The organism is Paenibacillus nanchangensis, from assembly GCF_046543445.1.
In the GTDB taxonomy this organism is placed as follows: domain Bacteria; phylum Bacillota; class Bacilli; order Paenibacillales; family Paenibacillaceae; genus Paenibacillus_AQ; species Paenibacillus_AQ nanchangensis.
On the sequence record NZ_JBHOFD010000007.1, the window covers coordinates 12,596 to 38,502 of the forward strand.

Annotated in this window: 26 protein-coding genes, 1 tRNA gene and 1 pseudogene; 26 read left to right on the plus strand and 2 right to left on the minus strand. The window is 50.9% G+C overall.

All coding sequences use genetic code 11. The features are described from left to right. Window positions 1–680: 680 nt before the first annotated feature. The 12 genes from rpmH (at window position 681) to ACE6ED_RS06820 (ending at window position 12,469) form a co-directional block, all read left to right on the plus strand. Window positions 681–815: a 50S ribosomal protein L34 gene (rpmH, locus tag ACE6ED_RS06765; protein WP_019914530.1), complete on the plus strand. Its 135-nt coding sequence runs from the start codon at window positions 681–683 to the stop codon at window positions 813–815. Window positions 816–986: 171 nt separating this feature from the next. Then, window positions 987–1,337 (plus strand): ribonuclease P protein component, encoded by a 351-nt coding sequence (rnpA, locus tag ACE6ED_RS06770; protein ID WP_410826346.1) that lies wholly within the window; start codon window positions 987–989, stop codon window positions 1,335–1,337. Between the two features lie 85 nt (window positions 1,338–1,422). Continuing rightward, window positions 1,423–2,262 (plus strand): YidC/Oxa1 family membrane protein insertase, encoded by an 840-nt coding sequence (locus ACE6ED_RS06775; protein WP_410826347.1) that lies wholly within the window; start codon window positions 1,423–1,425, stop codon window positions 2,260–2,262. Next, the gene (jag, locus tag ACE6ED_RS06780; protein WP_410826348.1) at window positions 2,259–2,993 is read left to right on the plus strand and encodes an RNA-binding cell elongation regulator Jag/EloR; all 735 of its coding nucleotides are present in this window, start codon (window positions 2,259–2,261) and stop codon (window positions 2,991–2,993) included. Before ACE6ED_RS06775 ends, jag begins: the two co-directional genes overlap by 4 nt. A 302-nt stretch (window positions 2,994–3,295) precedes the next feature. Then, window positions 3,296–4,672: a tRNA uridine-5-carboxymethylaminomethyl(34) synthesis GTPase MnmE gene (gene mnmE, locus ACE6ED_RS06785; protein ID WP_410826525.1), complete on the plus strand. Its 1,377-nt coding sequence runs from the start codon at window positions 3,296–3,298 to the stop codon at window positions 4,670–4,672. Window positions 4,673–4,700: 28 nt separating this feature from the next. After that, window positions 4,701–6,590 (plus strand): tRNA uridine-5-carboxymethylaminomethyl(34) synthesis enzyme MnmG, encoded by a 1,890-nt coding sequence (gene mnmG / locus ACE6ED_RS06790; RefSeq protein ID WP_410826349.1) that lies wholly within the window; start codon window positions 4,701–4,703, stop codon window positions 6,588–6,590. Continuing rightward, window positions 6,587–7,312: a 16S rRNA (guanine(527)-N(7))-methyltransferase RsmG gene (gene rsmG, locus ACE6ED_RS06795; RefSeq protein ID WP_410826350.1), complete on the plus strand. Its 726-nt coding sequence runs from the start codon at window positions 6,587–6,589 to the stop codon at window positions 7,310–7,312. Before mnmG ends, rsmG begins: the two co-directional genes overlap by 4 nt. 397 nt (window positions 7,313–7,709) lie before the next feature. Then, window positions 7,710–8,525 (plus strand): nucleoid occlusion protein, encoded by an 816-nt coding sequence (noc, locus tag ACE6ED_RS06800; RefSeq protein WP_410826351.1) that lies wholly within the window; start codon window positions 7,710–7,712, stop codon window positions 8,523–8,525. A 298-nt stretch (window positions 8,526–8,823) separates the two neighbouring features. Beyond that, window positions 8,824–9,585: a ParA family protein gene (locus tag ACE6ED_RS06805; protein ID WP_410826352.1), complete on the plus strand. Its 762-nt coding sequence runs from the start codon at window positions 8,824–8,826 to the stop codon at window positions 9,583–9,585. Further along, on the plus strand, window positions 9,578–10,417 hold the full coding sequence (locus tag ACE6ED_RS06810; RefSeq protein ID WP_410826353.1) for a ParB/RepB/Spo0J family partition protein: 840 nt from the start codon (window positions 9,578–9,580) through the stop codon (window positions 10,415–10,417). Before ACE6ED_RS06805 ends, ACE6ED_RS06810 begins: the two co-directional genes overlap by 8 nt. A gap of 253 nt (window positions 10,418–10,670) precedes the next feature. Then, complete coding sequence (locus ACE6ED_RS06815; protein ID WP_410826354.1) at window positions 10,671–11,846, plus strand: aminotransferase class V-fold PLP-dependent enzyme; 1,176 nt, start codon at window positions 10,671–10,673, stop codon at window positions 11,844–11,846. Window positions 11,847–11,968: 122 nt separating this feature from the next. Further along, complete coding sequence (locus tag ACE6ED_RS06820) at window positions 11,969–12,469, plus strand: DUF4446 family protein (RefSeq protein ID WP_410826355.1); 501 nt, start codon at window positions 11,969–11,971, stop codon at window positions 12,467–12,469. Here ACE6ED_RS06820 and yyaC read toward each other — a convergent pair. Then, window positions 12,456–13,046: pseudogene (yyaC, locus tag ACE6ED_RS06825) on the minus strand (spore protease YyaC); the annotation flags it as partial. The gene ACE6ED_RS06820 and the pseudogene yyaC sit on opposite strands and share 14 nt — an antisense overlap. Window positions 13,047–13,206: 160 nt before the next feature. On the opposite strand from yyaC, the gene ACE6ED_RS06830 reads away from it, so the two are divergent. From ACE6ED_RS06830 to ACE6ED_RS06845, 4 genes are all read left to right on the plus strand, one after another. Beyond that, window positions 13,207–13,494, plus strand: coding sequence for a DUF3343 domain-containing protein (locus ACE6ED_RS06830; protein WP_410826356.1), 288 nt, complete (start codon window positions 13,207–13,209; stop codon window positions 13,492–13,494). Next, the gene (locus ACE6ED_RS06835) at window positions 13,472–14,506 is read left to right on the plus strand and encodes a mechanosensitive ion channel family protein (protein ID WP_410826357.1); all 1,035 of its coding nucleotides are present in this window, start codon (window positions 13,472–13,474) and stop codon (window positions 14,504–14,506) included. Before ACE6ED_RS06830 ends, ACE6ED_RS06835 begins: the two co-directional genes overlap by 23 nt. A 2-nt stretch (window positions 14,507–14,508) precedes the next feature. Then, window positions 14,509–14,718, plus strand: a complete 210-nt coding sequence (locus tag ACE6ED_RS06840) for a DUF951 domain-containing protein (RefSeq protein WP_410826358.1) — start codon at window positions 14,509–14,511, stop codon at window positions 14,716–14,718. 44 nt (window positions 14,719–14,762) lie between these two features. Further along, a tRNA-Ser gene (locus ACE6ED_RS06845) sits at window positions 14,763–14,853 on the plus strand. A gap of 370 nt (window positions 14,854–15,223) precedes the next feature. Here ACE6ED_RS06845 and ACE6ED_RS06850 read toward each other — a convergent pair. Next, window positions 15,224–15,421 (minus strand): YjzC family protein, encoded by a 198-nt coding sequence (locus ACE6ED_RS06850; protein WP_410826359.1) that lies wholly within the window; start codon window positions 15,419–15,421, stop codon window positions 15,224–15,226. Window positions 15,422–15,614: 193 nt separating this feature from the next. Here ACE6ED_RS06850 and rpsF point away from each other — a divergent pair, with 193 nt between their 5' ends. The 10 genes from rpsF (at window position 15,615) to ACE6ED_RS06900 (ending at window position 25,899) form a co-directional block, all read left to right on the plus strand. Continuing rightward, window positions 15,615–15,899, plus strand: coding sequence for a 30S ribosomal protein S6 (gene rpsF / locus ACE6ED_RS06855; RefSeq protein ID WP_410826360.1), 285 nt, complete (start codon window positions 15,615–15,617; stop codon window positions 15,897–15,899). A gap of 47 nt (window positions 15,900–15,946) precedes the next feature. Then, entirely contained in the window at window positions 15,947–16,450 is a 504-nt protein-coding gene (ssb, locus tag ACE6ED_RS06860; RefSeq protein ID WP_410826361.1) for a single-stranded DNA-binding protein, read from the plus strand. A gap of 24 nt (window positions 16,451–16,474) precedes the next feature. After that, window positions 16,475–16,747 (plus strand): 30S ribosomal protein S18, encoded by a 273-nt coding sequence (gene rpsR, locus ACE6ED_RS06865; RefSeq protein ID WP_410826362.1) that lies wholly within the window; start codon window positions 16,475–16,477, stop codon window positions 16,745–16,747. Between the two features lie 636 nt (window positions 16,748–17,383). After that, window positions 17,384–19,411, plus strand: coding sequence for an endonuclease MutS2 (locus ACE6ED_RS06870; RefSeq protein ID WP_410826363.1), 2,028 nt, complete (start codon window positions 17,384–17,386; stop codon window positions 19,409–19,411). Between the two features lie 148 nt (window positions 19,412–19,559). Then, window positions 19,560–21,299 carry an oligopeptide ABC transporter substrate-binding protein gene (opp4A, locus tag ACE6ED_RS06875; RefSeq protein WP_410826364.1) on the plus strand — a complete coding sequence of 580 codons (1,740 nt, stop codon included), beginning with the start codon at window positions 19,560–19,562 and terminating at the stop codon, window positions 21,297–21,299. Between the two features lie 260 nt (window positions 21,300–21,559). Further along, window positions 21,560–22,513, plus strand: coding sequence for a D-alanyl-D-alanine carboxypeptidase family protein (locus ACE6ED_RS06880; RefSeq protein WP_410826365.1), 954 nt, complete (start codon window positions 21,560–21,562; stop codon window positions 22,511–22,513). A gap of 453 nt (window positions 22,514–22,966) precedes the next feature. Next, window positions 22,967–24,007, plus strand: coding sequence for an LCP family protein (locus tag ACE6ED_RS06885; protein ID WP_410826366.1), 1,041 nt, complete (start codon window positions 22,967–22,969; stop codon window positions 24,005–24,007). A gap of 96 nt (window positions 24,008–24,103) precedes the next feature. Then, window positions 24,104–24,529 (plus strand): CBS domain-containing protein, encoded by a 426-nt coding sequence (locus tag ACE6ED_RS06890; protein ID WP_410826367.1) that lies wholly within the window; start codon window positions 24,104–24,106, stop codon window positions 24,527–24,529. 147 nt (window positions 24,530–24,676) lie between these two features. Next, entirely contained in the window at window positions 24,677–24,988 is a 312-nt protein-coding gene (locus ACE6ED_RS06895; protein WP_410826368.1) for a MazG-like family protein, read from the plus strand. Continuing rightward, window positions 24,985–25,899, plus strand: a complete 915-nt coding sequence (locus ACE6ED_RS06900; RefSeq protein WP_410826369.1) for a DUF2232 domain-containing protein — start codon at window positions 24,985–24,987, stop codon at window positions 25,897–25,899. Before ACE6ED_RS06895 ends, ACE6ED_RS06900 begins: the two co-directional genes overlap by 4 nt. Window positions 25,900–25,907 lie beyond the last annotated feature (8 nt).

The window sequence follows — 25,907 nt, forward strand, 5'->3', positions numbered from 1 at the left end:
GAACACCAAAGAGAACACCACAGAGAACACCACAAAGAAGGCCACAAAGAAGGCCACAAAGAAGGCCAAAAAAAGGGCCAACAGTAAAACGGCAAACTTGATTCCAGGATCCGGATCGCTGTTCGGTGTTAATAAAGTCACTTCCGTAATAACGGGTGCTGGCACTTGGCCTTAAATTGATGGCTTTGGAACGGACAAATGGGGGAGGACATCGCCGTACTGGACTTTGTCATTCTCCTCTGAACCCTGTGAAAAAGAGGGAGGAAGAAAAAAGAGCGTGAAAAAACGCATGAAATAAAAATCAGGCAGGAAGAAAAAGAGGGAGGGAGCCGTAGTGACTCAAGAACAGGGGAGAGGAAAATTGGAATAGAGACAGCGGTGAATCCGGGGATACTGAAATACTGAACACTGGGGATACTCACTGAAAACTGACTGAAAGCAAACTGCAGGAAAAACTGCAGGCAGACAAACAGGGGAAGGAACAGAGAAGGAAGCGGAGAATGATGGTTGACTTCTCTTTGAAGTTTATGGTTAAATATATAAAGGCGTTTTCTGTGAGGTTATGCCTCTAATGTTGATGATTGACGACGTGAATACTGTCCCTATATATAAAGGGAAGCATTATAAGCATTCCTGCGGATGAAGACAGTAGTTAAGTTCCTGTAAGGGAGGTGCAATTCATGAGACCTACATTTAAACCGAATGTGAGCAAACGCAAGAAGGTGCATGGCTTCCGTAAAAGAATGAGCACGAAAAACGGCCGCAAAGTTCTGGCCGCTCGCCGCTTGAAAGGAAGAAAAGTTCTGAGCGCGTAAGTCAGGCGATCAAGACCACTCCGGTGGTCTTTTTTTCTTAGGACGGTTTATTCTTTACGGGAGTACCAGACAAGTCGTTTACTCCCGGTACAGCCTGACCATACTATTATATTAGAAGAAGAAAATCCGGCAGACGTATCGGCGTCCGGATTTTGTACAAGGAGATTTCCCGTGCACAAAAGACTGCGTTTGCGAAACCGGACCGATTTCAGCACCGTGTACCGTCATGGCAAATCGTTTGCGAACCACCAGTTTGTGGTGTATTGGTTCCACCGCAAAGAGGTGGAGCAATTCCGGCTCGGCGTATCCGTCAGCAAAAAGGTGGGCAATGCCGTTGTCCGCAACCGGATGCGGCGGGTAGTCAAAGAGATTGTAAGAAGTCATGAAGCGGAGATCGCGGATCATTTGGACCTCGTGTTCATCGTGCGCAAAGGCGCCTTATCGATGAGCTTTGCCGAGCTGGACAAAAGTGTGCTGCACGTCCTCCGCAAAGCCAAGCTGCTCAAGGCCTCGCGCAGATAATCGGGCCGGGGGCGGCTTGTTTATTTGTATGTTCAAGTATGGTATGATTTACGGTGAAATGGAATGTTAAGAGAGGGGTTATGAGGTGTCTCTACTGAAGACTAGGCGGGGAAAATGGCTTTTCCTCATCGCTGTGCTGGTATTGTCGATGGCCGTACTGTCGGGCTGCGCTCCGACCACAACGGTGACGCATACCACGGAAGACTTGAAAAACGGAGGCTTCTGGCAGAGCAACGTCGTTTATTATTTTGCCGTAGCCTTGGATACGTTCGCAAAGTGGTTTAACGGAGAATATGGACTGGCGGTTCTTGTAATGGTGGTCATCGTACGGACGCTGATTCTGCCGCTGACGCTCAAGCAGGTCAGAAGCTCGCGTGCAATGCAGGCCATCCAGCCGGAGCTCCAGAAAATCCAGAAAAAATATAAGGATCAGCCTGAAAAAGTCCAGCAGGAAACGATGCGTCTGTTCCAGGAGAACAAGGTTAATCCAATGGCGGGCTGTCTTCCGCTGCTGGTGCAAATGCCGATTTTTATCGCGCTGTACAATTCCATCTACTATAACCCGGATATTCGGGAGCACACTTTCCTGTGGCTGCAGCTCGGCCAGCCGGACAAGCTGTTTATCCTCCCGGCGATTGCCGCATTGACTACCTACTTGCAGACCAAGATGATGTCTTCCATGAATCCGTCCCAGATGCAGGGACCGATGCAGTTTATGATGATGATCTATCCGGTATTGATCTTCATTATGTCCTATAACTTCCCGGCCGCTCTTCCTCTGTACTGGGTATACAGTAACTTGTACACGATCATCCAGAACTACTTCCTGTATCGGAACCATAAACCTCAACCTGCTGTAGCCACAGCCGGAACCGGTAATGCCAAGGGCGGGAAGGGTACGAAGGGAGCCAAAAAATCCAAATGACAAAAGTCGTCGCAACAGGAAAAACCGTTGAAGAAGCTGTAGAACGTGGACTTGCCCAGCTTGGGGTGAACAAAGACCGGGTTACGGTCAGCGTACTGGAACAGCCCTCCAAGGGATTCCTGGGACTTATCGGCGTCAAGGGAGCCAAAGTCGAATTGACTTTGCTTCCCGAACCGGCGCCGGTGTCAGCGGCGAAAGCTCCGTCACCGCCTCAGCAGTCGCAGCCTGAACCTACGGAAGAGGCAAGCGGGGTCGTGCCGCACCAGATTTCCGAAACCTCGCCGGAAGAAGCTTATCGCCAAGCGGAACGCTTTATTGTGGATGTCGCCGAGGGGATGGGGCTGAAGGTCGAAGTGGAGACCGTCCATTCCAAGGATCATACGACACTGCATATTTCGGGCCCGGAGCTTGGGCTGCTGATCGGCAGACGGGGACAGACTTTGGATGCTCTGCAATACTTGACGAATATTATCGCGAACCGTTATTCGGACAGCTTCCTCCGTGTTGTGCTTGATGCCGAGAACTTCCGGGAACGGCGCAAAAAAACGCTGGAAGACCTGGCGGACAGGCTGGCGGGACGGGTGGTCCGCACCCGCAAAGAAGTGGTGCTTGAACCGATGCCGCCACAGGAACGCAAGATTATTCACTCCAGGCTCCAGAATCACCCGCAGGTTCACACGATCAGCCGGGGCGAAGAGCCAAACCGGCGTGTAGTGATTACCTTAAAGTAGAGAATATTTGGCGCAATGACTCCTTGACTATGAAGGGGTCATTGTTTTTTTGAAATAGAGAACTTTATTGCGTCCAGCCTCATCGCACAGCGTGCATTTTCGGCAGCACTTTTTCAATAGACGGGGATTTCATGAGCCACATTTACTTCAGCTGTCATTCCTGATACGAATAGGTTGTTGGTAAAGAGGACATCCAGTTAACAGGAGAGGGAACAGCGGTACGTCTTTCGGACTGCATCCTACGTTTTTGAACGATCATTTTACAGCTCGCTTTTATAATAGGAGGGATAACCATGCAGGCTATGACCGGCGATACGATTGCAGCGGTATCTACCGCGATCGGCGAAGGAGGGATTGCCATTATTCGTGTCAGCGGACCCGAGTCGATTGCGGAGACCAACTCGGTCTTCCGTGGCCGCATCCCGCTGACCGCCGCGGATTCGCATACGGTTCATTACGGGTATATCGTCGATCCCGCAAACGGAGAGCGAATGGAAGAAGTACTTGTAACCGTAATGAAGGGACCACGCTCTTTTACGACAGAAGATGTGGTGGAAATCAGCACGCACGGGGGAGTGATCTCGGTGCGCCGGGTGATGGATCTACTGCTGCAGCAAAACATCCGCCTGGCCGAGCCGGGGGAATTCACCAAACGCGCTTTCCTGAACGGGCGGATCGACTTGACCCAGGCCGAAGCGGTCATTGATCTTATCCGCTCTAAATCGGACCGCGCATTTTCGGTTGCGCTTAAACAGGTGGGCGGTTCGCTTTCGCAGCGAATTCACCAGCTCCGGCAGAACCTGCTGGAGACGCTCGCTCATATCGAAGTCAACATCGACTATCCGGAGCACGATGTGGAGTCGGTGACCGCAGAGCTGATCAAACGGAAAAGCACGGAAGTCATGGAGGAAATCACCCGCCTTCTCCGGACTGCATCTCAAGGAAAAATCCTGCGGGAAGGTATTACAACGGCAATAGTCGGCCGCCCGAATGTAGGCAAATCATCGCTGATGAATGCTTTAGCTCATGAGAACAAAGCGATTGTCACGGATATCCCAGGAACAACTCGGGACGTCATTGAGGAATACGTAACCATTAACAATATACCGCTGAAGCTGCTGGACACCGCAGGGATCCGGGAGACGATTGATGTGGTGGAAAAAATCGGCGTTGAACGTTCTAAAGCGGCGGTAGGGGAAGCGGATCTGATTTTGCTGGTCCTTAATGCAGGTGAACCGCTCCATGAAGACGAACTGGCATTGATGGAACAAATAAAAGGTAGACAATGCATCTGTATCATGAATAAAATGGACTTACCGCGCCAGCTTGACAAAGTGGTATTATTACGCTATTTTGAAGAGTCGAGCATTGTCCCTATGTCCGTTTTGGAAGAGGAAGGGCTCGACAAATTAGAGGATGCGATTTCTACGCTCTTTTTCGGCGGCAAGCTGGAATCGGGCGATCTCACATATGTCAGCAACGTGCGCCATATCGCCCTGCTCAAAAAAGCTCACCAGTCGCTGCAGGATGCCTACGACGCGGCCGATCAGCTTATTCCTGTCGATATGATTCAGATCGACGTTCGGCTTGCCTGGGAGCAACTCGGTGAGATAGTAGGCGATACGGCGGCGGATTCGCTGCTCGATCAGATTTTTTCCCAGTTCTGTCTGGGCAAGTAAACTTACCTTATTAAGGAGGACACAGGTCATGAGTTATGAAGGCGGCAGCTATGACGTTATTGTTATTGGCGCTGGACATGCGGGCTGTGAGGCGTCTTTGGCAGCCGCTCGGATGGGCTGCAATACGCTGATGATTACCATCAACCTGGATATGGTTGCGTTCATGCCCTGCAACCCGTCCATCGGCGGGCCGGCCAAAGGTCACGTCGTACGCGAAATTGATGCGCTCGGCGGCGAGATGGGACGGAACATTGACAAGACCTTCATCCAGCTTCGGATGTTGAATACAGGTAAGGGACCTGCGGTACACGCGCTGCGCGCCCAAGCCGATAAATTTCAATACCAGCATGTCATGAAAGAAACAATGGAGAAGACACCGAACCTGACGATGCGTCAGGGAATGGTCGAGGAACTGATTGTAGAAGATGGCCGGTGCACCGGCGTCATTACGAAGACGGGAACAATCTACCGGGCGAAGGCCGTTATCTTGACGACCGGCACCTATTTGCGCGGTAAAGTAATTATGGGCGAGTTGACTTACGAAAGCGGCCCGAACAACCAGCAGCCTTCCGTACGTCTTGCGGAGAACCTGCGCGAGCTTGGTTTTGAACTCGTCCGTTTCAAGACGGGTACGCCGCCGCGGGTGCATAAAGACACAATTGATTTTTCGAAAACAGAGATTCAGCCGGGGGATGCACAGCCGAAGTTTTTCTCATACGAGACGAAGTCGTCTTCCAATGAGCAGCTGCCTTGCTGGCTGACCTACACTTCTGAGGTAACGCACCGCATTATTAATGACAACCTGCATCGTGCGCCGATGTTTTCCGGCATTATTGAAGGAACTGGCCCACGCTACTGCCCGTCGATTGAGGACAAGATTGTGCGTTTCAGCGACAAGCCGAAACATCAGATTTTCCTTGAGCCTGAAGGCAAAAATACCTCGGAGTATTATGTCCAAGGATTGTCGACAAGCCTGCCGGAGGATGTTCAGCTGGCGGTCCTGCGTTCGATCCCTGGCATGGAAAAAGTAGAGATGATGCGCAACGGCTATGCGATCGAATACGACGCGATGGTGCCAACTCAGCTGTGGCCGTCGCTTGAAACCAAACGTCTGCCCGGACTGTTCACTGCGGGTCAAATTAACGGGACCTCCGGGTATGAAGAAGCCGCGGGACAAGGTATCATGGCGGGCATTAACGCCGCGCGCAAGGTACAAGGCAAGGAACCGGTGATTTTGGATCGTTCACAGGGATACATTGGTGTACTGATTGATGATCTGGTGACAAAAGGAACCAATGAGCCGTACCGGCTGCTCACCTCCCGTGCGGAATACCGGCTGCTGCTCCGGCATGACAATGCGGACCTGCGCTTGACTCCGCTTGGTCATGAGATTGGCCTGATTCCGCAGGAACGGTACGATGCCTTCCTGGACAAAAAGCGGCGGGTAGAGGAAGAAATTGTTCGTCTGCGTGAGGCGAAGGTGAAACCGGCTGAGGTCAATGCGATGCTGGAAGAACGAGGCTCTGCGCCGATTCAAGACGGCAGCAATCTGCTGACGCTTCTCCGCCGGCCCGAAGTGGATTACAGCCTGGTTGAACAGCTGTCTCCTCCAGAGGTCGCTTTGGATGAGGAAATGAAGGAGCAGGTGGAGATCCAGATTAAATACGCGGGATACATCGAGAAGCAGCTCCAGCATGTAGAACGGCTGCAAAAGATGGAACAAAAGAAAATTCCGGAGGATATCGACTATAGCGATATTCACGGCCTTGCAATGGAAGCCCGTCAAAAGCTTGGACGGATTCGTCCGCTGTCGATTGGCCAGGCGTCGCGTATTTCGGGCGTTACACCTGCGGACATTTCGATTCTTTTGGTCTATATGGAGCATTACAACCGTGTAACGGCGGCGAAAGCCCAATGAGAGACACCGTTCAAACTGAATTCGCAGCCCGTTTAGAGGAAAAGGGAATCGAGATTACCGACCGGCAGTTAGAGCAATTTGAACGTTACTTTGAACTGCTGGTTGAGTGGAATGAAAAAATGAACCTGACAGGGATCACGGACCGGGAGCAGGTGTACACCAAACATTTTTATGATTCGGTTTCGCTATCTTTTTTCATGGACATGAACAGGGTCCAGCGTATGGCCGACATCGGGTCTGGTGCCGGATTCCCGGGGTTCCCGCTGAAAATATGTTTTCCTCATCTGGAGCTTACGGTGGTGGATTCGCTGAATAAACGGATCTCTTTTTTGCAGCACACTGCCAATGAGCTTGGTTTTAATGGAGCATATCTTATCCACGGCAGGGCGGAGGATATCGGCCGCCAGCCAGAGCATCGTGATAGATATGATCTTGTTACTGCAAGGGCGGTTGCCCGCATGGCGCTGCTAAATGAGTTTTGCCTGCCGTTTATCCGCCAAGATGGAGTTTTTGCGGCAATGAAAGGCAGCGACCCCAGCGAAGAGCTGCAAGAGGCTTCCCGCAGCTTAAAGGAATTGAAGGGGAAACTGGAGTCCGTTGAAGCGTTTCAGCTTCCGGTCGAGGATTCTGCAAGACATATCGTTTTTGTGCGTAAAACGGCATCTACGCCGTCAAAGTATCCAAGAAAAGCTGGCGTTCCAGCCAAATCCCCATTAATCTAGTGTTTCACGTGAAACATTCAAGGCATCTTCCTAGTGAAGATGCCTTTTTCTATTTAAGTAATTGATCTGCTCGAACGCCGATTTACTAAGTCGTTCCAATCTTACACCATCAAAAATTTAAAATAGGTTCTGCCGGAGAATAGGATTCTTTCAAGAAAAGTGATAGAATAATAGAGCGAGCATTCCTCCAAACCGACATCAACCTTTGTCAGTTTTGGTACATAGATGGATATAAGCTTGCCATTGACTTACAGAAAGTCCGATAATGGATTGCAGAGTGTTATACACGCAGCCTTTAGACGGCATCGGTTAGATCCAACTGCTGTACGATGAAATGGTTATCGGCTGTAACAGCCGGCGAATCGTACTATTATGAAATTAGGTGGTTATGAACGGAATGAAAGAACAATTCACCAAACTGTTTGGATTTACCGAGCGCAGCAGCGGAGAAGAGATTAAGCAAATTCCGGTCCATGAAGTGATAAGCAGTCCTTATCAGCCGCGAACGATTTTCGATGATGAGAAGATAGAAGAATTATGCCAGACAATCAAAACCCATGGGGTGATTCAACCGATTGTTGTGCGCATGCGGGATTCCAAGTATGAAATCATCGCCGGAGAGAGACGCTGGCGTGCGGTGAAAAAGCTGGGTATGGAGCATATTCCAGCCATTGTCCGTGATTTCAACAACTCCCAGGCAGCATCCATTGCACTTATCGAGAACCTCCAGCGGGAAGGTCTGACTTCAATTGAAGAAGCGATTGCTTATCAGAAGCTGATTGACCTGCACTCGTTAACCCAAGAAAGTCTTGCTCAGCGCCTGGGTAAAAGCCAGTCTACCATTGCTAACAAGATTCGGCTGCTGCAGCTGCCTGAACCGGTGAAGACGGCTTTAATGGAGCGCCAGATCACGGAGCGGCATGCGAGATCGCTGCTTGCGCTCGATAGCGAAGAAATGCAGCTCAAGGTATTGGGCGAAATCATTTCCAAAGGACTGAACGTAAAACAGACGGAAGCCCGAATTGCTTTTTATAAAGAAGCTTCCAAAGTGAAAAAATCCAAACGGATTTCCTACACTAAAGATGTCAGACTGGCGCTGAACACCATTCGCCAATCCATAGATATGGTAACCGGCTCGGGGATGGAGATTAAGACCTCCGAAAATGACCGGGGCGATCACTATGAAATCGTCATCCAAATACCGAAGCGATAACCATAGAAGAACTGAAGCTGAAGGCGGCCCTGAGGTGATTGGCCGCTTTTTCTGTGGCCCTAGCCGGAGCATACCGATCGGACAAGCATAGGGAGACCGGTGATTAGGGGTTAGAGCATATCCGGAACCATCCGCAGCGAGTAGACATCCGAAAAAGTCGTGGGGCGTTGGGCTGATTTTTTTTCGCCTATCCGGCCACCCTGTTTTGAACGCCTTATTCAACCCTGTCGACCATCAGAGGTGCCTGTCTACCTGAGACCTACATGAAGATTCTTCCTAACTATTTGAGGTGAAATAAGTGTCCAAGATCATTGCCATAGCCAATCAAAAAGGCGGTGTCGGCAAGACAACCACATCTGTGAACCTGGGAGCCGGGCTGGCTAAGCTGGGGAAGCGTGTGCTGCTTGTCGATATTGATCCGCAGGGGAACACAACCAGCGGAGTAGGCGTTAACAAGGCCGATGTGGCCAACTGCATATACGATATATTGATCAACGAAGTACATCCCAAGGATGCAATTATGGAAACACAGATCGAAGGGCTGCATATTATTCCGGCAACGATCCAGTTAGCAGGGGCGGAGATTGAACTGGTTCCGACCATCTCGCGGGAGTTGAAGCTGAAGAAAGCTCTTCATCAAGTCAAGGCGAACTATGATTATATTCTGATTGATTGCCCGCCGTCTTTGGGGATTTTAACCATTAACTCCTTAACCGCGGCTGATTCTGTGATCATCCCGATTCAATGCGAATATTACGCGCTTGAAGGGTTGAGCCAGCTGCTGAACACTGTTCGGCTTGTGCAAAAAAACCTAAATACACACCTGCAAATTGAAGGCGTGCTGCTGACTATGCTGGATGCCCGGACGAACCTGGGAATCCAGGTTATTGAGGAAGTTAAGAAATATTTTCAAGAAAAGGTGTACCGGACGATCATTCCCCGCAATATCCGTTTGAGCGAGGCACCGTCCCATGGTCAATCTATCATTACGTATGACCCGCGTTCCAAAGGCGCAGAGGTTTATTTAGAGTTGGCAAAGGAAGTGGTTTCGTATGAGTAAGCGTTTGGGCAAAGGGCTGGACGCACTGATCCCTTCATTGGCGATCAACGAGGACGATAAGGTAGTGGAAATCCCGCTTAACCAGCTTCGTGCCAATCCGTACCAGCCGCGTAAAGAGTTCAAAGAAGATTCTATCCAAGAATTGGCAGAATCTATCCGTCAGCATGGTGTTATCCAGCCGATTATTGTACGCAGTGTGCTGAAGGGGTACGAGATCATTGCCGGCGAACGCCGGTTCCGTGCTTCCCAATATTGTGGAAAAGCAACGATACCGGCAGTCGTGCGGACAATGAGCGATCAGCAGGTGATGGAGGTCGCGCTGATCGAGAACTTACAGCGTGAGAACCTGAATGCGATGGAAGTCGCTGTTGCTTATCAAGGGTTAATGGACCAATTTTCATTAACCCAGGAAGAGCTTTCTTTAAAGGTCGGAAAGTCGCGTTCGCATATCGCCAACTTTTTGCGGTTGTTGAGTCTGCCGGAAGAAGTAAAGGAATATGTTTCACGTGGAACAATTTCCATGGGACATGCCCGGGCATTAGTGGGGATTAAAGATGCCGATCAGATCAAAAAGGTGGCCAAACAGTGCGTTGATGAGCAGTGGAGTGTTCGCGAACTGGAGGAGGCCGTCAAAAACCTGGATCGCAAACCGGCCGCAATAAAAGCGAAAACTACAAAAAGAGACCCCTACATTGAGAGTGTGGAGGAAACTCTGCGTGACCGATTTAAGACGACGGTGAAGATTAAGCAGGGGAAAGAAAAAGGGAAGATTGAACTGAATTACTACAGTGCTCAGGATTTGGAGCGGTTGCTTGAGTTGTTAGGCAATTAAACAAAAATGGGCATTGGAACATATCCTGAACTGTCCGGGGGGAGAGGAAGGGATATGTTTTTTCATTGGTTAGTTCATGCTGGAGGAAGATTGGTCAGCTACTGGGAGCTGGGTTAAAGTGGATGATCGGATTGCTGGTTATATTGTCTCATGTTTCATTGGCTGCTTATCTCCATGTGGCGCCATAGCTTATTTATCCAGTGCCGAATCATGGCAGTAGCATAGGTCATGTCGTAGTAGGGGAGGGGTAGGGATGACTAAGGGGAGAGGTGGAGATAAGCGGGTGATCTATTTGGATCATGCCGCTACCTCTTGGCCTAAACCGCCTGAAGTGATAGAGGCGATGGTAGACGCTATGCAGATGTCTGCAGCCAATGCGGGGAGAGGAAATCACACCATGGCCGTTCAAGCGGGCAGGGTGTTGGTGCGTGCGAGAATGGCGCTGGCGGAGCTTTTCGGGATTGCAAATGGGCAGGATATTGCTTTTGCGCCAAACGCTACCTTTGCGCTCAACTTGGCAATAAAAGGGGCGCTGCGGGAAGGTGACCATGTAATCGCCACCATGACCGAACATAATTCGGTTCGCAGACCGCTTGAATACTTGCGGAAGACAAAAGCTGTCGAAGTGGATTATTTGAAGGTGGATCCCCAAGGTCAGGTGGATCTCCGCGAGTTAACCCGGTTGTTTCGGCCTCAAACGAAGATGATAGTTTGCTGTCATAGTTCCAATGTGCTGGGGAGTATTTTGCCGATTGGTGAAATCGGTTCGATCACAAAAGATCATGGAGCGCTCTTTTTGGTAGATGCCGCTCAGAGTGCGGGGATTGTCGGTATTGATGCGGCTGCTATGCAAATTGATTTACTTGCTTTTCCGGGGCACAAAGGGCTGCTTGGTCCGCAGGGGACAGGGGGGCTCTATATTCACCCGTCTGTTGATCTGGAGCCGCTGCTGCATGGAGGGACGGGGAGTCAGTCGGAAAATGCGGATCAGCCGGATGTGCGGCCAGACCGGTATGAAGCCGGAACCCAGAATACAGCGGCTGTAGCCGGCCTGTTGGCTGGAGTGAACCGGGTGAAACGAATCGGGGTAGAAGCTATCTATCAAAAAGAGTGGAGACTTGCTCAACGGTTGATGGAAGGGCTGGCTAAGATCCCCGGTATTGCTTTGCTTGGTCCGCCAATGGGTGTAGAACGGACAGGCGTGGTTTCTTTTATTATTAAAGGGGTAGACTCGGCTGAAGTTGCCTTCCGGTTGGACCGAGAGTTCGGGATTGCGGTTCGTCCGGGAATGCATTGTTCTCCGCTGGCTCACGAAGCTGCTGGCACAATGGGAAGCGGAGCCGTTCGCGCTTCTGTGGGTGTGGATACATCGGAAGCAGAGGTTGAACAAATGGTGGAAGCTATGTCCAGGCTATATGGGGATAAATGAAAATGGATGAAGTTGTCCACATGTGGATAAAAAGATGCGGTAATGTAATTAGGAATAGTCCGGCGGAGCGTGGAGAGGGAAGGCTCTCAAAGAACACAAAGCGTAAAAAGGATGGGTAAGGGATGTCGGATTTGAATCAATTGATTGGCGAGCAGATTCATTGGTTTGTATTGATTTTTACGCTGCTGCTAATTGTGCTGCTAATTGTCGTGATGATGCAGGGAGCCAAACTCCGTAAATTAAGAAAACGATATGATGTAATGATGGCCGGCAGCGGGGTGGAGGATCTGGAGAGTCTGCTGATCGACTTGAAAATGCAGGCGGACAAACTGGAGGAAGGATACCAGGGACAGGCTGAACTGCTGAGAGAAGTGCAGATGAATCTCCGCGGACTGAAGGGCAAGGTAGGCATGAAGCGGTATAATGCATTCGGTGAACGCGGGAATGATCTGAGCTTCTCTCTAGCCATTCTTGATGCTAACCGCAGCGGAATGGTGCTGACCAGTCTCCATAACCGGGATAATTCGTTTATTTATGCCAAGCCGATCCAAGAGGGGAACTCGCAGTATCCGCTTTCTCCCGAAGAACAAGAGGCGATGACCCTAGCGCTGCAGCAGGGGTAGCATGCGCATACCATTGTTTTAACGCGGAATAGAGGCTGGATGCGATTTTTTCAGAGAGACGCATGACCAGACTGAGCCTTGTGTTTTGCAAAACAAAATATTCCATGAAGCCGCCGACATTAACGATACCCGTCATATGGATATCGCCAACCGGCGGCAATTGTTTATTTACGCCTGCTCCCGGGCGCAGAGGCCCGTCCGCCACCTGGATGCATCCCACACTGGTGGAGTGCCCCAAACAGGCATCTATTCCTATAATATATGGATCAGGATGCGTGTCATAGATAGAATTGAGGGTCTCCTGAAGGTTAACCGCATGAACCGGCTCGTCAAGCGTTCCATACAGGTGGAACAGCGGGCTGCGGTAACGGGCCAGCGCCGTTCCTACAAGCGGACCAAGGGCGTCTCCGGTAGACCGGTCAGTCCCGACACAGACGACCACAATAGGGGAGCCTGGCCCCGTTTTGGACAAATGGAACAAGAGACGATGCATGATGGCGGAATGGCTTTCAGGATCGTTATATGCTATTTTTAAACAGGATGATTCATGCTGAGCTGCATGGGATGTGGGCTGCATACGATCTTCCTTTCGTCCAGGGAGCCCGCATAAGAAGGGGGAGGGGACCTCCACCTGCGGAGAACCGGTTGGTTGGTATTGGTATCTAGTATATGGATGAATGAAGAGTTTTATACTTGTAGGGATAGAAAGAGAGAATAAACAGGCGGGAGGAGACGCAATGGAAGGAGATATGCTGCTGGCCTTCGATTCGACCCAGCAGGCGCTGCGGGCAGAAATGCTGCTGGAGTATGCAGAAATCGAAATTGATATTTTTCCTACGCCCAAGGAAATTACAGCAGGCTGCGCCATGTCGATCCAGTTTTTTCGCCGGGATCTCGAGGCCGTTGAGCGGGTTGTGACTGAGCAGTCCGTGGAACTTAGAGGGATCTATTTTAAAGATAAAGAGGGAAGTTATCATCTGATGACGGAAAGGGGAGGGAAGGATGAGCGGCAAATGGCTGAATAATACATTGTATCCGCTAATGGATGTTGAGAACATTCAGGATAAAGTATGGAACTGGTTTACCGATCCGGAGGTATGGACAAATATATTGTTTTCTGCCATTCGGATTATCGCCATTTTTTTGCTTACCCGGATCGTTATTCGTATTGTTAACCGGATTATCGATCGTTCACTTGAGAAGCAAAAAAGCGGCAGGCTGATTAACAACACCCGGCGGTTTACGACTGTGGGTGAACTTCTGAAAAATGTAACGACCGTGATTTGCAACTTTGTAATGATTCTTATCGTTTTGTCGGAGTTCAATTTCGACCTGGGACCGCTGCTGGCGGGAGCGGGGATGCTGGGCCTCGCCATCGGTTTTGGAGCGCAAAGCCTAGTCAAGGACGTAATCACCGGTTTCTTTATTATTTTGGAGGATCAATTTGCGGTAGGCGATACGATCCAGACGGGAACCTTTAAAGGGACGGTGGAAATGATCGGACTGCGGACAACCAAGCTGGTGAGTGAAACCGGGGAAGTGCATGTCATTCCTAACGGCAATATCACCAATGTTACTAACTACTCCTTGGCGAACGCATTGGCGGTTGTGGATGTGCCGGTCAAAATGGAGCAGAGCCTGGATTCGACGGCCAGTTTGATCCAGGAAGCGCTGAAGGGGATCGAGGAGCGGAGCGGCAGCATTTTGTCCAACCCGCAGCTGCTTGGGATTCAGTCCATGTCGACGGCTGAATATGTGGTTAGAGTAGCAGCCGGCTGTAAGCCAAATGCCAAGGAAGCAGCCGAACGGCAGATGAAAAACGACATTAAGCAGGCGATGGAGGCCAAAGCACGGCAGGATGAGGAGGCGGCAAAGGCTGCCGAAGCTCAAGCCAGCGGACAGTTAAGCGGGGGAGACAGCCCCGGCCAAGAATCCAAGGCCGCTGGTGAGACGGAACGGGACACCGCTGACGCGGAGCGGAAGGCTGCAACCCGTGAGTATGCAGCAGATCGGGAAAAAGGGAAAGGAGCGGAATAAAGATGGAGCGAAAGGAGTTTCATCTGGGAGATATCGTGCAAATGAAGAAGCCGCATCCTTGCGGCACTAACGAGATGGAGATCATCCGTATGGGAATGGACATCCGGATCAAGTGCGTCGGCTGTCAGCACAGTGTCTTGATCCCGCGCCAAAAGTTCGAAAAAAGCCTCAAAAAGGTGCTTCGATCGGCCGAAAAAGAAAGTGAGCAATAAGGGTTGCATTTTTAGTCGGTTCATGTTAAGATGAAATTCGCTGCGGAAAGGTACCCAAGAGGCCCAAGGGGGCTGACTCGAAATCAGCTAGGCGTGTCACAGCGTGCGTGGGTTCGAATCCCACCCTTTCCGCCACCTAATCATAACGATAATGAACAGCCTTCGTTCCTTGGAACGGAGGTTTTTTTGATGGTTTAATCGCTTGAGAGGTATCGGCATCTAAAAGGTGATCTCCAACGCAGAAAAGAGACCCTTGCGGGTCTCCTTCCAGAGCGGGTACAACAGTTGATTTTGAAATCGTCTTACGCATTTACGGCCACTCAGGTCTTGCTCGGCTTGCTCCAGGATGGAATTAGCCTGCGCACTTCCCTTGCTTACGATAGATGCCAACCGGATTTCCCGTGATTTGTTCGACTGCGATGTCCAACGGAACCACACCTCTCTTGTGTACCGCTCTGATTGTAGTATGTGCAGAAATGCTGGGGTTATGCAGATCGTTTAAAAATTAATGAACGCGGGCTTTTTCGGCTTTTTTCCACTTCCGGTTTTTGTTTGTTGTTTCAGGGAACACATCCCCTTTTTCCATTTCAATGCGCACTGGATTTTGGATCTGGGTGTGGAAGCTGCGCGCTTCGCCAACCTCGGTGTAAATGCCGGGATTCGGCGCCCGGTCGCCTTTTTCGAATTCGGTACGTTCGCCCATAAATATCCTCCTTGGAATGACAGAAAGTAAACTGCCTGTATAGTGTGTGCATGAAACGGCGGATCATGTAATTCTGCTGCTGCCAATGCTTGCAATGGGCGGACGAATTTGATATATTATTATGGTGCGAGTTTGTGCTCGCTCCTTGCTCCTGACGTGATCAGGGGCCTCAGACCATAAGGAGGTGAAAGTTATGCGCAAATATGAAGTGATGTACATTATTCGTCCGGACATTGAACAGGAAGCCGTTCAAGCTGCAGTCGATAAATTCCAAGGCATCATCTCCAACGGCGGAGAAATTACGAAGCACGAAGTGCAAGGTAAGCGTCGTCTTGCGTATGAGATCAAGAAATTCCGTGATGGTGTTTTTGTTCTGGTTAACTTTACTGCAGAACCTGCAGTTGTTACCGAGCTGGAACGTCTCATGAAAATTTCCGACGAAGTCATTCGTTATCTCATCACGAACGACGTAGCCTAAGCTGCCCGTGACTTTGTAAGGAAATCGCCCTTAAGGAGGGGAATGCATTGTTGAACCGTGTCATTTTGATCGGTCGGTTGACCCGCGATCCCGAACTTCGCTATACGCCTGCTGGAGTAGCCGTAACGCAGTTTACGCTTGCCGTAGACCGTCCGTTTACGGGACAAGGCGGGGAGCGCGAGGCGGACTTCATCCCTGTAGTAACCTGGAGACAGCTGGCGGAGACCTGCGCGAACTATCTTCGCAAGGGACGTCTGACGGCGGTTGAAGGCCGCATTCAGGTGCGGAACTACGAGAACAACGAAGGCAGACGCGTTTATGTAACCGAAGTGATTGCCGATAATGTGCGTTTCCTTGAATCATCCCAGAGCCGGGGAGAAGGCGGAAGCGGCGGATCGGGCGGAAGCCCGGTGCCGGAAGAACCTTCTTATGGCGGAGGCGGCGGCCGGGGGAACAACAGCAATTATTCGCGCAACAACAACAATAACCAGGATCCTTTTTCGGGCGACGGAAAACCGATCGATATATCGGATGATGATTTGCCATTCTAAATAAGGAAGGACTGACAACAGACCATGGCTTTTAAACAAAGAGAAGGCGGAGACAACGACAAAAGACCGGCTCGCCGCGGCGGCCGCAACAAACGTCGTAAAGTGTGCTACTTCACTGTGAACAAAATTACTCACATTGACTATAAAGACACTGAACTGCTCAAGAAGTTCATCAGCGAGCGCGGTAAAATTTTGCCTCGCCGTGTAACAGGAACAAGTGCAAAATATCAGCGTATGCTGACGATCGCGATCAAACGCTCGCGTCAAATCGCACTGCTGCCTTACACAACGGAATAAAGATAAGAAGAGAGACAGCCGGGCAACCGGCTGTTTTTTTGTTTTGGCGGGCTGTTGCCGGACATTGGTGTCATAGGGTAATGCGCCTGCTTGGCCCTGCCTGGCAGCTTAACTTCTGCGCAAAATAGCTTATCCATGAATTGACTCCCGGAGGAAGATATAGTAAACTACAGCTATCCTATAACCAAAGGGGAAATCTTGATGTTGACGGTTGTTCTTAACTAAGCAATTTCATATCACTGGACTTACAGGGGCGTTTGTGTCACGAGACGCTGGTCTATTTGTGTTGGAGTAAATACACAATATATCTTGACCTGTAGGAAGGTGAGTGGATTAGTTAAGAACACGCGAAGCTTCAATTGCCCCTGAACAGGCGGTTGTTTCTTTTGTGATAAAACGTGCTCTTGAGCACGTTTTTTTGATTTATCGGGTTTTCCGGGTATTGCGGATCGTTTGGACCGGTAGGGGTCACACGGCTGCGGAGACGGAGAGTGCCATAAATCCGCAGAAGATCCGCCGAACGAGGGAAAGGGCAGAGAATGCGATACGCATGCTCTGCCCTTTTTGCGTTGTTATAGAAGCAGAGAAGCCTGCAGAGCGGTTTATTTAGCACTCAACACCACGGGAGGTAAAATGATGGACACACACAGTATGATGACACTGGAGTACGATCAAATTAAGGAGCAGGTCGCAGCATACGCCGTTTCGTACGCCGGTCAGGCACTGGTTAGAGAAATGGAACCAATGACCGTTATAACAGCCGTTCATAGGGCGGCAGAGGAGACACAGGAAGCCGCAGAGCTACTGGCGAAGGGCTCTAGCGTACCCATCCCCTCGCTCGAAGGCCTGGAATACCTGATGTCCATGATTGGAACAGGTTATTTGTTTACGGAACAGGATTTCAGCGCGGTTCAGCAGTTTTTGCAGAGCTGCGGGCAGCTGCGCAAATATATGGCAGCCAAAGCCGCCGCAGCGCCTAGAATCGCTGCCTATGCTTCCTCGTTGTTCGAACTGACCAGCTTGAAGGAGGAAATCGAGCGGTGTATCCGGTTTGGACGGATCGAAGATCAGGCCAGCAAAGGACTGGACAAAGCGAGAAAACGGATCGCTGTCACCAAAGAACGGCTGCACAAAAAGCTGGACAGTATCATGTCCAGGCACCAGTCCATTTTGCAGGAGAACCTGTACAGCCAAAGAGGCGGCCGGTACGTCATTCCGGTTAAACGGGAATATCACAAACAGGTGAAGGGAGCGGTATTGGACCAGTCCACCAGCGGGCAAACCGTATTCGTTGAGCCAGAGGAGATTGCTCACCTGCAAAGTGAGCTGGATATGCTTAAGGGAGACGAAGCAAGAGAGGAAGCTATCATTCTCAGCCGCCTAACTGCTCTGCTGGAAGAGGCCGCGGAAGAGCTGCGGATGAACATCGAGGTTACGGCCGCATATGACTTTATTTTTGCGAGGGCGAAATTCGGGAGGTCGATCGGAGGCGGGAGCGTTTCTTTTAATGAAAAAGGGATCCTGCGGATTGTAAACGGACGCCATCCTGGATTAAAAGGGATGATTCCAATTCGTGTGGAACTGGGCGGCGGCTATCAATCGCTCATCGTAACCGGTCCCAATACCGGCGGCAAAACGGTGGTGCTGCGCACTATCGGCCTCCTCAGCCTGATGGCACAGTCGGGTCTGCTGGTGCCTGCCGGGGAAGGCAGCGAGTTCCCTGTCTACTGGAATATCATGAGCGTGATAGGAGATGGACAAAATATGGAGCAGTCGCTCAGCACCTTCTCCGCTCAGATGGCCAGTATCAACCGGATGCTGAAGGAGGCCGGAAAAGGAGTGCTGCTGCTGATCGACGAATTGGCGGCGGGAACCGATCCCGGCGAGGGCATCGCTTTATCGATTGCGATCCTGGAGGAGCTCAGCAGGCGTGGAGCCAACATCGTTGTAACGACACATTTTAACGAACTGAAGCAATTTGCCGCAACGTCGCCTTCCTTCCAGAACGCCCGGATGGAGTTTGATGCGGAGACGCTTAGACCGCTCTACCGGCTCACTATAGGTGAAGCAGGACGGAGTTATGCGCTGCAGATCGCCGAGAAGCTTGGGCTGGACGCCAAAGTCATCCAGCGGGCCCGCCAATTCGTGGAGGCGGAAGCAGGAGAAACGGGGGACGGCGGAACGGGGGCCATGAGGGCGCTGTACGCACAGACTGGCGATAAACGAATGGCGGAAAAACGAATGGCAGAGCCTGCATCAATGCAAGCCGGCCGGCAAATTGCCAATCCGGAAGCCGGAAAAGACGGGCGTTCCTCACAGGAAGAAATGGAGGAAACGTCGGAAATACCGGAAACGCCGGAAACGCCGGCTGGCAGCCGGCCGTTCGAAGTAGGCGACGCAGTTTATATAACTTCCCTCCGCCGGGTCGGTATCGTGTATGAGCTGCAGGACGGACTTGGACGGGTTGGCGTTATGGTGCAAAAGCAGAAAATAAAGGTCAACCATAAACGGCTGAAGCCTTATCTGTCCAAGGATTCGCTGTACCCCGAGGATTATGATTTCGATATCATTTTTGATTCGAAAGAAAACCGGAAAAAGCGGAAAGTTATGCGCAAGCGCCATGTGGAAGGACTGACCATCACGAAGGAGCAAGACCCGAAATAGATGAAGGAAAGCCTGCCGATTCGGCAGGCTTTTAAGTCATTCGTCCGCATGTTTGCGAAGGATATGAATTGACCGCCGGTTTGTATCTATGGGAAGATAGAAAGGATAGCGGGTTCTTGTCTGACGAATGTGTGGAAGGAAGAGACGGATGATACACAAGAAAACAAGATGCGGAACGCTGCTCTTTCTGCTGCTGATCATGATGATATCCGGCTGCAGTCTGACAGAATCGTCCGATAGCAATATTGCGGGCGGCAATGGGGGAGCCCCGGATGCTGAAGCAATCGAAGGTCCCCGCTATGGCGGGAGTGTAACTTATGGGTACCCATCGCCGTTTCTGGGGCTGTTTGAGCCTGCTTTTTCCGAGGGAGAAGACGACCAGTATGTGCTGGAATTTATGACAGAGCCGCTGCTGAAAATTAGCGACGACCTTACAACGGCGCCTGGAATCGCCAACTGGCAGGAATCTGCGGATCACAAAACATTTACATTTACCATCAAGCAGGGAATCCGGTGGCATAACGGCGACGAATTGACCGTGGAGGACTGGAAGTTTGCGATAGAGGTAATCGCCAGTCCGGAGTATACCGGGTCGCGTTACTACAGCGTGGAAATGATCCAAGGAGCGGATGCTTACCATAAGGGACAAGCCAAAGAAATTTCAGGAATTAAGGTGCTTGATCCCTATACGCTGCGAATCACGATGACCTCGGCGAGAGTTAATACAATAGATAACCTATGGGCATATCCCATGAACAAAAATTATTATGCAGGTGTCTCAGTAAAAGACATGCCGGACAGCGACCAGGTCCGGAAGCGGCCGATCGGCATCGGTCCGTTCCAAATCAGCCGGATTCAGCCGGGGGAATCGGTGGAACTGTCGCGGTTCGATAACTACTATCAGGGCAAGCCTTACCTGGACAGTGTTTTTTACAAGGTGATCGACGATAAAAAGGCGGCGAGTCTGTTCGCCAGCGGAGACATCGATATTGAACAGGCGCCGAGGGATGCCTATGAAGAGCTGAAGAAGCTGGATAATATCCGGATTATCAAGTCTCCAGAGCTGTCTTACGAATACATCGGATTCAAGTTTGGGCATTGGGATGATCAGGCGCAGACCATTGTAATGGATAACCCCAAGTTTAAGGATAAGCGGCTGCGGCAGGCCATGTATTATGCGCTTGACCGGAAGACGCTGATCGAAACCTTTTCATACGGTTTGGGGAGACTGATGGAAACACCGATTCCCGAATCAAGCTGGGCGCGGATTCCCGATGACCAGATCAATACGTATCCCTACGATCCCGGCATGGCCCGCCGGCTGCTGGAGGAAGCTGGATATACAGATAAAGACGGGGACGGATTGCGTGAAGACCCGAAAGGGCAGAAATTCACCATCCGCTTCGATGGAATGACGGGAAGCACGACAGCGGATGCCAGGGCCAAAGCAATGCTGCAGAATTGGCGGGACGTAGGACTGGACGTACAGTTGAACGGCGGCGCGCTGAAAGACATGAATGAGTTTTATGAAGCCGTGGAAAAGGACGATCCGTCCGTGGAGATTTTTAACGGCGTCTGGGGACTCGGCAGCGATCCCGACCCGTCCGGTTTATGGCGGGAAAACGATCCGTGGAATTATCCCCGCTGGTCCTCTGAAGAAAATGAGAAGCTGATCCGGGAGGCGGTTGAGCTAAAAGCGTATGACCGGGATTACCGGAGGCAGATGTATTATGAATGGCAGCAGCTGATTAACGAAGAAGTCCCTATGATTTTTATATCCGACCGGGAAACCATTAATCCCGTGAGCCAAAGGCTGCAGGGCGTAAAAGTAAACGCGCTCAGCAATATTATTGATCCGCACACATGGTGGGTAACAGATGGTCGCTAGGTTCACAGACGGTTTCTGACCGCGGTATTTGTGGTGATAAGTAGGGTAATGGTGGAAACGGGCCGGTCTTTGCCTGCTAAAAAAGACCGGCAAATCGGAATATGGCAGGATACTTCCTCTATCCCGGGGTTTGGAGCATCCATTCCCGGCGGGGTTTTAGGCCGGAAATTATAAATTCACAAAATAAATTCAAAAAATTTTGTGAATTTTGAAATCAAAATGCCGTTTCAATCGTCATATATATATGGAGGAAAATGCCGATGAAGAAACGGAGCATCATAGCAGCTGCCGTTGCCTTGGTTCTGGTCCTGTCGTTGACTGTGCTGGCGGTCAGCGCACGGCCCCTTTGGCTCGGATTTAAACCAAATATCGAAGCGCAGGCGGCCGTTCTGATGGAGATGGAGACCGGACAAGTAAAAATCCGTCTGAACGCCGACACACCGCTCCCGCCCGCCAGTTTGACCAAGCTGATGACCGAAATGGTGATTCTGGATCAGATTTCGGCAGGGAGGGCGGGCTGGAACGAGCAGGTTGCGGTCAGCGCTTATGCCAGTTCTGTCGGAGGAACAACGTTGTCCCTCAAGCGGGGCGAACTGTATACGGTCCGTGAACTGTTTGACGGGATAGCAATTTATGCGGCCAATGACGCCGCCGTAGCGCTTGCCGAGCATATCGCCGGTTCAGAGAGCGCTTTTGTCCGTCTGATGAACGAGAAAGCCCGGTCGCTCGGATTGTCCGCCGCGACTGTGTTTCATAATGCTTCCGGGTTGATGCAAAACGACCTGGGTCCCAACCGGCCGGCCGATCTGGGCCGGGAAGAAACCGTCATGACCGCGATGGACACGGCCAAGTTAGCCCGGGCGCTGATCTCTGCGCATCCCGAACTGCTGGACACGGTCAGCCGGACGCAGATGGAGCTGAAGGGCAAAGGACTGTACGTGAGCAACACCAATTTGATGCTGCCGGCCATGGGCGGTTCTTATGCTTACGAGGGAACGGACGGACTGCGGACCGCGTACAACAGCCGCATCGGATACAGCTTTACCGGAACGGCCAAACGCAATGGCCATCGTATGATCGCCGTAGTAATCGGTTCTCCGACGGGGGAGGCACGCTTCAGCTCAGCCGCCCGGATGTTCGATTACGGATTTTTGCAGCATCTTCCGGCCGGGCGCCGCATGCTGCGGATGGCCGAAATGATGGCAGGCAGATAGGCTTGGCTGGATTCGGGTCATGAAATAGGAACTTTTTTCATATATAAGACAAACTGATCTGCCGCTGATGAAATCAGACCGCGGATACTTACGGAAGCAGAAAGCATCATGCCGTTTAAGGACGACGCATGGTGCTTTTTTGGAAGCAATTTGCAGGCAAATGTCGGTTTTTGCTGTTTCTTTTTGCACTCGGAGTGAGTACAATGGTAATATTGTTTTTATTGGGCCATCTATTGCCCTGAGGTACCGCTGTAGGTATTGTGTCAAAAGAAGGCGGACCGTGTATTTACAATTGAGAAGGAAAGTGCGCGTTCCGGAAGGAGGATCGTGAAAGCACGAACGGAAGAAGGCTACGCAAACTATGCGGCCCGGTAGCGGCAGCATTCACATATACCCCTATTTATACGCAACGCCAGTCATCATTTATCCCATGATAAAGAAGGAATCAAAAATATGAGAAAATGGAAAAAAAGATACATTGCCCTTGTCGTTCTGCTCGTGATTGCGGCCGGAGCGTATCTGTTCCGGAAGCCGATTGCGGTGCTGGCGTTTGATATGTTTCTCGCCGACCGCGTAGAGCAGAAGCTGCAGACCGATTCATACAAGCCGCTTAATGAGCCTAAGCCGGTCGATGACACCAAAGTCAAGCCGGAGCCGATCGCGATGAAAAATGACCCGTTTTCCGTCATGCTCCTTGGGACGGACCAGCGCGATAATGAGACAGCCAGATCCGACACCTTAATCTATGCGGTCGTGCGGCCTGCAGATTACAAGCTGCTTCTTGTCTCGATTCCACGCGATACGTATACCGAGATTGTCGGCTACAAAGACGGCAGAAAAGACAAAATCAACCACGCGTTTGCATTCGGCGGAGCAAAAATGTCGAAAGATACCCTCGAAGAGCTGCTTGGCCATGAAATCGAATATTATGCCACGATTAATTTCCAGGGTTTGAAGGATGCAGTGGATGCAATCGGCGGCGTGCCGCTTCCCATTAAGAAGGATATTGTAAACAAAGGCCGCGACCATGAGAAATTTACGATCAAAGGCGGCAAATCCAACTATAGCGGTGAAGAAGCGCTGAACTATGTCCGGTACCGGGAAGACAGCGACTTCAACCGGACAAAACGCCAGCAGGTATTTCTGGACGTCGTAGCGAATAAAATGTTATCGATTAATCAGATTGGCAACATTACCGAACTGCTGGATATCATGGGCCACAATTTCCAGACCGACATGGAGCCTTCGATGATTATCGATTTGGCCAAACGTTTTATGGGCGGCAAAGAAATGGATATCTCCAGCTTTACCGTACTGGGCGAAGGAAAACGCATCGATGGCGTGTACTATGATATTGTAAACGAAGAAGATCTGGAGAAGGCGCAGAGCATGATCGACAATTGGATGAACGCGGCCACGCCGGTCGATCAGCTGATCGAACCGGGCAAAGCAGCCAACGCGCTTGAGCCGCAGGCAACCAAAGCCGCACAATAATCTGCGGGTAATCATTTATACAGCAGGGGAGCAGCAGCCGTATCGCATTAGGCTGCTGCTTCTAATTGGCCCGAATGTTTTTGAGGAGGATATGAAATGAATATCGCTTTTTTTCTGCTTCCCAAGCAGGAGGTGGCCTGCGTTACGCTTGACTCCACGCTGCGGCAGACACTGGAGCGGATGGAGCACCACCGGTATACGGCCATACCGATTTTGAACCGGAACGGCGAATACGCGGGGACGGTGACCGAAGGTGATCTCCTGTGGCACCTGAAGGACTCCGAAGGCAAGATTACATTTGAGAACGCTTCAAAGTTTTTGTTAAAGGACGTCATCCTCCGGATGAACAACAAGGCGGTATCGATTGACGCCGACATGGAGGATTTAATCAATCTGGCGAAGGTCCAGAATTTCGTTCCCGTGGTGGACGACATGAACCGGTTTATCGGCATCGTACGCCGCAGCCAGATTATCGAATACTGCGAACAGTTTGTGTCAAGGAAATCACAGGAATCGTTATAACCGATTACAGGAAACCTGGTAAGGAAGCGCGCCGTCAGCCGCTACCGAGAAGGCCTGGGCTCGCCACTTGCGGACCGCGGGCCTTTTGTGTGGGGGTATCGCATTTATGCTATAATGGAGAATAAAGCTTTTGCCGGAGGTTGGGAGATGCCGAATGTGCCGAAGGATCTGGATGTAGCCAAACGCGCCAAAGTCATCGAATGGTTAAAAACGGAAGTGATTGACCAGGTTTCCCGGTTGTTTAAATCCATGTGGGAAGGCAGCACCGTGCGGATCGGCGATAGTCTGGCCAGTCTGATTATGAGCTGCTATATTCTCGGACGGAGGCTTGGGCTGTCTTATCGCGATCTTGACGAACTGCTGCTGGACAAGCTGAAGAAGCACCGCCAGGATGGGCATCAGCTTGAGGAATGGTACCAGGATATTTCATTGCTCGAAGAACATATGCGTAAGAGGTGAATAGGTTGAAATTCCGCTGGACGTCCGTGGCCTGGAGCGCCGCGTATCTGCTGCTGCTTCTATCTCTGCTAACTCCGTTTCTAGTTCTAACCAGCCTGTTTCTGATCGTCCCGGCGGTGGTGCTGTTTACCACGCTGAATACCCGGCAGTTTCTCGCGCATATTCTTCCCGTATGGATTATAGTCGGATTTATCCATCCGGTGTTCGTGCTGCTGGCCATTTATATGATCATTCCCGCACTTGTTATGGGCCGCTGGTACAAAAAGAAGCGCCCGGCAACCGCAACGCTTATGGCGGGAACCATCACCATTTTGGCTGAATTTCTACTCCTGCTGCTGCTCGGCACAACTGTGTTCCAGTTTGACCTGACTGATTACGTCAACAACGTCCTGCAGATGACCAATGACATTGGAGCAAGCAACCCGCTGCTCAGCGATATGGTCTGGACGACGGAGCAAGTGCGCCAGCTCAGCGTGTTGACCGTACAAATGATTCCAATGACGCTGATCCTCAGTTCCTTTATGATGGCTGTAATTACCCACTCGGTCACCCGTCCGATTTTGAACAGTATCGGCTACGCCGTTCCCAAGATGCGTCCGGCCCGGGAGTGGAGATTGCCCCGGTCGATTATCTGGTATTATCTGATCGGTATCGTGATTCAGATGTTCTCTTACAATGCGCAGACCGGGTTTATGGCGATGATTGCAGGCAATTTGCTGCCGCTGCTCCGGATTTGTTTTATGATTCAGGCGATCGGTTTCCTGTTCTTTCTGGCTTACGAAAAGAAATGGAGCAAGGCGGTTCCGCTGCTCCTGGCGGTGCCGATCATCTTGTATCCTCCTCTGCGTATTATCGGGATCGTGGATCTGGCGTTTCCGCTGCGCGAGCTTGTGACGAAATCGAAACGGTAGGGTGAGCG